Below are 6,250 nucleotides of genomic sequence, written 5' to 3' on the forward strand. Positions count from 1 at the left end.
CCGGCAGCCGACATGCCGGCCGCGGCGCCAGACCTTCAGGAATCCTGCTTCATTCGAACGGAACACCACCATGATTCCCGTCACGAACAAACCTGCCGGCGGCTTCGCGCTGCCGAGTCTGCCTGCCGGCCACACCGGCCACATCGACGGCGCGGCGCGTGCCGCGCTGGAAGGGCGCCGCACCGGCGTCGCCGCGCTGCTGCCGTTCGTCGGCCCGGCCGTGATCGCGTCGATCGGCTATATGGACCCCGGCAACTTCGCGACCAACATCCAGGCCGGTGCCGCGTACGGCTACCGGCTGCTGTGGGTCGTGCTGGCCGCGAACGCGATCGCGATGCTGTTCCAGGCGATGTCGGCGAAGCTCGGCATCGTGACCGGCCGCAATCTCGCGGAGCTGTGCCGCGACCGGTTTCCCGCGCCGGTCGTATGGGGGATGTGGGTCGCGTCCGAGATCGCCGCGATGGCGACCGATCTCGCCGAATTCCTCGGCGGCGCGCTTGCATTCGGGCTGTTGTGCCACCTGTCGCTGTTCGCGGGGATGATCGCGACGGCGCTCGCGACCTGCGCGATCCTCGCGCTCGAAAAGCGCGGCTTCCGGCCGCTGGAAGCCGCGATCGCGGCGCTGGTCGGCGTGATCGGCGCGTGCTATCTCGGCGAACTGCTGATCGCGCCGCAGGACTGGCATGCGGCCGCGTTCCATCTGGTCGTTCCGCAGATTCCGGATCGCGCGGCGCTGACGATCGCGGTCGGGATCATCGGCGCGACGATCATGCCGCACACGCTGTATCTGCATTCGGGGCTCACGCAGGATCGCACCGCGCCGCGCGACGATACGGAGCGGCGGCGGCTCGTGCGCTTCTCGAATCGCGAGGTGGTCGTCGCGCTCGGGCTGGCCGGGTTCGTGAATCTCGCGATGGTGATGATGGCGTCGTCGGCGTTTCACGCGAGCGCGCCGGGCATGACCGACATCGGCGACGCGTATCACACGCTGATCCCGGTGCTCGGGCCGGCGGCCGGCGCGCTGTTTCTCGTCGCGCTGCTGACCTCGGGCGTGTCGAGTTCGGTGGTCGGCACGATGGCCGGGCAGGTCGTGATGCAGGGCTTCATCCACCGCCGCATGCCGGTCTGGGTGCGGCGCGCGGTGACGGTCGTGCCCGCGTTCGCGGTGGTCGCGCTCGGCTGCGACGTCACGCGCGCGATGGTCGCGAGCCAGGTGGTGCTGAGTTTCGTGCTACCGATGCCGATGATCGCGCTGCTGATGCTGTCGGCGCGCGCGGACGTGATGGGCGCTTACGCGATGCGGATGCCGCTGCGGATCGTCGCCGGCGCGGCGACGGTCGTGATCGTCGGGTTGAACGCGTACCTGGTGTGGGCGGCATTCAATTGACCGGCGGCGGGCCGCCGCCCGCTGCCTACTGCTGCATGTCCGGCGCCTCGCGCAGCCGCCAGATCGCATTGCACTGCTGGCCGCCGAGGCTCGTCGAGCGCAGCGTGACGACGGTGCCGGGCGCGATCCGGTACGTGAAATGCGCCGTCAGCTCGGTGCCTTTCCGCTGCGGCTGCCCGTCGACCAGCACTTCGCACAGCAGCGGCGACGGCGACCCGGACGGGTGCGTGACATAGACGTTCAGCCGCGCGATGTCGCGTGTCGCGGTGAACACGACTTCGTGGTTCCCGCTGCCGATCAGCATCGTGCCGCCGGGTTCGTCGATCGCCTGCAGGTAGGCGCCCGCGCTTGTCTCGATCGTTGCGGCCGCAACGGTCAGCCCGGCCGAGCGCACGTAGTCGGTCGCCGCGATGCGCTGGGCGACCGCGTCGGACTGTGCCGGCGTGCCGTCCGACAACGCGAACGGCACGCCGTCGCGCAGCGCGGCGTCGACGTGGTTCGCGTAGTAGCGCCAGCGGTCGAGGAAGCGGATGTCGCCGGTCATGTGCAGCGCGCGGATCGGCTCGCCGTGATACCGGAGCGTCGTCGTGCCGGTGCCGGCATCGAACGCTTCGTGAATGCCGTACTTGCTGACGAAGTTCTGGACCGGATCGAGCAGCGCCGTTTCGCCCTGGGCGCTCCACAGGTGCAGGAACGTCGTATCGATCCCGAAGCATTCCTGGAAATCGGTGCCGATGCGGGCGGTGCAGTCGCGGAGGTGGCCGGCGTAGCGTGCCCACGCGTCGGCGGTCCCGGCAACGAGCCCGGCCTGCAAGGCGCTGCCGTGGCGTGCGGAGACTTCGTCGACGACGAGGCGCCAGTGATGGTCGCGCCGCTCGCCGATCAGCGGCGTGACGACGAACGTGCAGAACAGCGGGTCGGGGCACGCGTGAAGCCGGTCGTCGCCGATCTGCGAGAACAGGTCGAACGGCGGCGCGCAGAACCAGATGTCGGCGTCGTACAGCGCAAGCTTGCGGATCTGCGGGTTGCGTGCGCAATACTCGGCTGCCTCGATGAAGCGGCCGACCGGCAGCGCATACGCGCTCGACGCGTCGATCACGTCGACCGACTGGCTCGCGAGGATCTGCCGCTTGCGTTCGGACAGCCCGTAGCCGATCACCGCGATCCGCCCGTCGTAGCCGGTGTGCCGCAGCGACAGCAGGAACGGCACGAGCATCTCGTACCACGCGCGGTTGTTGTCGTTGATCGCCACGCAGACCGCGTGTTCGCTCGATTGCATGTTCGCCCCCCGTTGCGCGCGCCCGGCTCAGTAGCCGACGTGGCGCTCGCAGACGACCGCGCCGCAACCGCGGCTGTCGTGATACGTAATATGAAACTGCTTGTTGTCCCACAGCCACTGGAACACGGCCTGGTACACGCCGGCCACGGTCATGTCGTGCAGCACGATCTTCTTGCGCGCCAGCGGGCCGAAACGGTTCAGTTCGGCGAGCGTCTGCTCGTACGTATGGGTGGTGTCGATGAACAGCAGGTCGGCGGCGAGCGGCTCCATCGCGAGATCGTCGGCAATCCGGAATTCGAAGTCGATCGACAGGTCTTTCGCCGCCTGCTCCAGTTCGGGCCGGATCTGGAAATACTCGTCGGAGATGTCGACCGACACGAGGCGCTTCGGCTGCGCGAGCAGGAAGGCCGTCGTGGTCAGCCCGGTGAACACGCCGAGCTCCAGGATGGTGTCGCATCCGGCGGCCGTTTGCGTATAGAAGTCGAAGCGGGAGGGGCTGTCGCCGAGCCAGCCGATCGGCTCGATCTTGTACTGAAGGAACTCCATTCGCAGTTGTTGTAGCGTGCGCATCCTGTTTTCCTTGGCGAAGCGGATTGGCGGATTCGATGGTCCCGATCGTCGCCGGTCGCGGCCGGCGTCCGTGGCGTCGCGCATTGTAGATCGCCCGCGCCGCACGGCATAGCACCGCCACGGCGGCCCGCGGCGATTACCCGCGCGCCGGCAGGGCCGGGCGCGCGGGCGGGCGCCATTATTTCGCGAGCGTGTGGTATGACACGAGGTCGTTGATCGGCCCGATTTCCGGCCCGGTCACGCCGGGGCGCGTCGCGACCTGCACGACCTTCTCGAACATGATGATGAACGGCGAGTTCGCGAGCACGGCCTTCTGCAGCGCTTCGTAACGCTGCGCGCGTTTCGCGGGCGACGGCTCGACGAGCGCGGCCTCGGTGTCCTTCGTCAGTTGCGGAATGTCCCAGCTGTTGCGCCACGCGAGCATCTTCGTCGGCGACTGGTCGGAGTTGTCCGGATTCCACGCGAAGCCGCGCGCATTGCTGTTCGGGTCCATGTAGTCGGGCGACCATTCGCCGACGAAGATGTCGTGCTGGCGCGCGCGATACTTGCCGATCGCCTGCTTCGCATCGCCCGGAATCAGCTTCACGCGGATGCCGCCCAGCGCGAAGTTCGCCTGCAGCGCCTGCGCGATCTCGAGGTACGGATAGTCGTTCGGCATGTCCATCGTCACGTCGAAGCCGTTCGACAGGCCGGCCTTGGCGAGCAGCGCCTTCGCCTTCGCGACGTCCTGCCTGTACGGCCGCGCGTTCGACGCGCCGAGGAAGCCTTCGGGCAGGAAGGTTTCATGCACCTTGTACGTCGTGCTGACGATGTTGCGCTGGATGCCGTCATAGTCGACCAGCCATTTCATCGCCTGCTGCACCTCGGGTTTCGCGAGGTTCGGGTTCTTCGTGTTCAGGCTCAGGTACAGCAGCGCGGACACCGGCCACGATGCGACCTTGATCTTGCCGGCCTTCGTCAGCGCGGCGAGGCTGTCGGGGCTCAGGTTGCGCGCGGCGTCGGCGTCGCCGTTCTCCAGCAGCAACCGTTGCGCGGACGCTTCGGGCACGTGGCGCAGGACGACGCGCTTCATCGGGTACGGCGTGCGGTATTTCTCGAAACGCTGCAGCACGATGGTCTCGTTGGGCGTCCACTTGACGAGCTGGTACGGGCCCGAGCCCGCGTCGTTGGTCCGGAGCCAGCCGCTGCCGAAATCGTTGCCCTGCTGGTGCGACAGCAGCAGCTTCTTGTCGAAGACCGATGCCGGGCATGCGCTCAGCACGTTGAGCACGAAGCTCGGTGCGTACTTGCGGTCGGTTTCGAGCACGACGGTCTGCGGATCGACCACGCGCACCTTCTGCGCCACGTTCGCCTTCGTGAGGCCGAGGTCGGCGAGCACGCCGGCCGGCCCCTTGTCGAGCAGGATGGTGCGCTGCAGCGACCACGCGACGTCGTCGGCGGTGACCGGGTTGCCGGAATGGAACGTGAGGCCGGGGCGCAGCTTGAACGTGTAGGTCACGCCGTCGGTGCCGATCGTCCACGATTGCGCGATCTGCCCGTCGAAGCGCGTCGGGTCCTTCAGGTCGACGCGCACGAGCCGTTCGTAGGTATTCGCGACGTACTCCGACGGCACCAGTTCGTAAATCCCGCTCGGGTCGAGGGTCGTGAATTCGCCGAGCTGCGTGGCGACGACGAAGATGCCGGGCGGCGTGGCCGCCTGCGCCGGCAGCGCCGGAACAAGCGCGACGAGCGCGGCGCTGACGAACAGCCGGGACAGCAGGTGCTTCATGCGGGCTCCGTTGAAAGGGAATCGTGGGTGCGATTCTCTCATCGACGGCCACCCGGATGAAAATATTCAGCGTGCGCGCCGACGGGCCGGCGCGCAGGCGCGAGCCGGGCGGGCGCCCGGCGTCGGCGGGGTTCGGATCAGATCAGGCAGCGTGCGAGCGCGAAGCGCATCGTTTCCTCGGGCGGCTCGCTGCCCGAGCCGCGCACGACCTTGACGACCGAACCGCTGCCCGACGGCGTCAGCGTGACGAAGTACGAGTTCGAGCCGACGGCGATATCGGTCACGCCGTTGTGCTGCGATTGCTCGGTGCCCGGCAGGCGGCTGTCGAGGCAGTTGGCGATCGCGTAGGCCGGACGTTGCGACGACACGTACATCATCGGCGCCGCGCCGGACGAGGCGGCCGAGTCGGACGACGGCGCGGAACCGCAGGCGGCGAGCAGGGCGGCGGGAAGGAGCAGCAGGAATCGTTTCATGGTGGGTCGTCGTGGGTCTCGTATCGAGGCTGGGGCGCGGGGTAGGCGAAACGCGAAGCTTCGCGACGAAACCGCCCGGAATCGGGCCATGTTTGACGGACGACGATGCGGCAGGCGGCTGACGACGGAGTATACCCGCAGCATTTGACGCCGTTGACGCGTTGAAACGATTCGATACACAACAAGCACCCGCTGCCGCGCGGCGGCAGCGGGCGTTTCAGGGGGGGGCGAATGGGCACCTGCCGGTGTTGTCGATCTTATTGGCCGATCTGGTGGCTGACCGCATTTTCCTGCTGGTTCAGCACGTGCTTTTCGCTCTTCGTGATGTGGCTGCGATCCTGCGCAGCCATGTCCCGCTCTTCCCGGCGGATCTTGCGGTCGTCACGGTGCAGGCGCGCGGCCTGTGCGTGCGACATCTCGCCTTCCTTCACTTCGTGACGGATCCGGCGATTCTGGTTTGCGAGGCGCTGGTTGACCGCTTCGCGGCGCGGATGCGCCTGTTGCCACGGCGTGTCGGCGAACGCGGTGCCGGTCAGTACCGACATCAGCGTGGCGGCAATCGCGAGATGGCGGGTCAGGGCTCGCATGGTGTTTTCTCCTGTCGTTGCGCGCTCGAATCGTGGGCGCTTGTCCAGAAAACGCGGCGCGGGCACCGGCTGTTGACGTTTCCGCCTGTATCGATTGCAAGTCTTTATTACGTCGGCGCGTGGCGGCGCGGGGCCCGGCCGCCGCGCACGCGGATCAATGCGCGCCGGCCGCCGCCGCGTCGGCAT

General features: G+C 67.8%; 6 protein-coding genes. 1 reads left to right on the plus strand and 5 read right to left on the minus strand.

Translation table 11 applies throughout. From position 1 onward, the window contains the following. The first annotated feature begins 70 nt into the window (after positions 1–70). Positions 71–1,387, plus strand: a complete 1,317-nt coding sequence (locus tag DPV74_RS19875) for an Nramp family divalent metal transporter (RefSeq protein WP_119337823.1) — start codon at positions 71–73, stop codon at positions 1,385–1,387. A 25-nt stretch (positions 1,388–1,412) separates the two neighbouring features. On the opposite strand, the gene DPV74_RS19880 is transcribed toward DPV74_RS19875, so the two are convergent. The 5 genes from DPV74_RS19880 to DPV74_RS19900 all read right to left on the minus strand — a co-directional run bounded on the left by DPV74_RS19880 (position 1,413) and on the right by DPV74_RS19900 (position 6,064). Next, positions 1,413–2,666 carry a hypothetical protein gene (locus DPV74_RS19880; protein WP_119337824.1) on the minus strand — a complete coding sequence of 418 codons (1,254 nt, stop codon included), beginning with the start codon at positions 2,664–2,666 and terminating at the stop codon, positions 1,413–1,415. Positions 2,667–2,693: 27 nt separating this feature from the next. Next, positions 2,694–3,236: a class I SAM-dependent methyltransferase gene (locus DPV74_RS19885; protein ID WP_021161346.1), complete on the minus strand. Its 543-nt coding sequence runs from the start codon at positions 3,234–3,236 to the stop codon at positions 2,694–2,696. A 178-nt stretch (positions 3,237–3,414) separates the two neighbouring features. Then, positions 3,415–5,004: an ABC transporter substrate-binding protein gene (locus tag DPV74_RS19890; RefSeq protein WP_119337825.1), complete on the minus strand. Its 1,590-nt coding sequence runs from the start codon at positions 5,002–5,004 to the stop codon at positions 3,415–3,417. A 137-nt stretch (positions 5,005–5,141) separates the two neighbouring features. Then, on the minus strand, positions 5,142–5,477 hold the full coding sequence (locus DPV74_RS19895) for a hypothetical protein (RefSeq protein WP_059522513.1): 336 nt from the start codon (positions 5,475–5,477) through the stop codon (positions 5,142–5,144). A 257-nt stretch (positions 5,478–5,734) separates the two neighbouring features. Beyond that, complete coding sequence (locus DPV74_RS19900) at positions 5,735–6,064, minus strand: hypothetical protein (protein WP_119337826.1); 330 nt, start codon at positions 6,062–6,064, stop codon at positions 5,735–5,737. Positions 6,065–6,250: the final 186 nt, after the last annotated feature.

It is taken from the genome of Burkholderia sp. HAN2018, from assembly GCF_024704855.1.
Lineage (GTDB): Bacteria > Pseudomonadota > Gammaproteobacteria > Burkholderiales > Burkholderiaceae > Burkholderia > Burkholderia cepacia.

Excerpts from the sequence above, each read along its gene's own strand:
- DPV74_RS19900 (WP_119337826.1), bottom strand. The coding sequence starts at position 6,064 with ATGCGAGCCCTGACCCGCCATCTCGCGATTGCCGCCACGCTGATGTCG.
- DPV74_RS19875 (WP_119337823.1), top strand. The coding sequence starts at position 71 with ATGATTCCCGTCACGAACAAACCTGCCGGCGGCTTCGCGCTGCCGAGT.
- DPV74_RS19890 (WP_119337825.1), bottom strand. The coding sequence starts at position 5,004 with ATGAAGCACCTGCTGTCCCGGCTGTTCGTCAGCGCCGCGCTCGTCGCG.
- DPV74_RS19885 (WP_021161346.1), bottom strand. The coding sequence starts at position 3,236 with ATGCGCACGCTACAACAACTGCGAATGGAGTTCCTTCAGTACAAGATC.
- DPV74_RS19895 (WP_059522513.1), bottom strand. The coding sequence starts at position 5,477 with ATGAAACGATTCCTGCTGCTCCTTCCCGCCGCCCTGCTCGCCGCCTGC.
- DPV74_RS19880 (WP_119337824.1), bottom strand. The coding sequence starts at position 2,666 with ATGCAATCGAGCGAACACGCGGTCTGCGTGGCGATCAACGACAACAAC.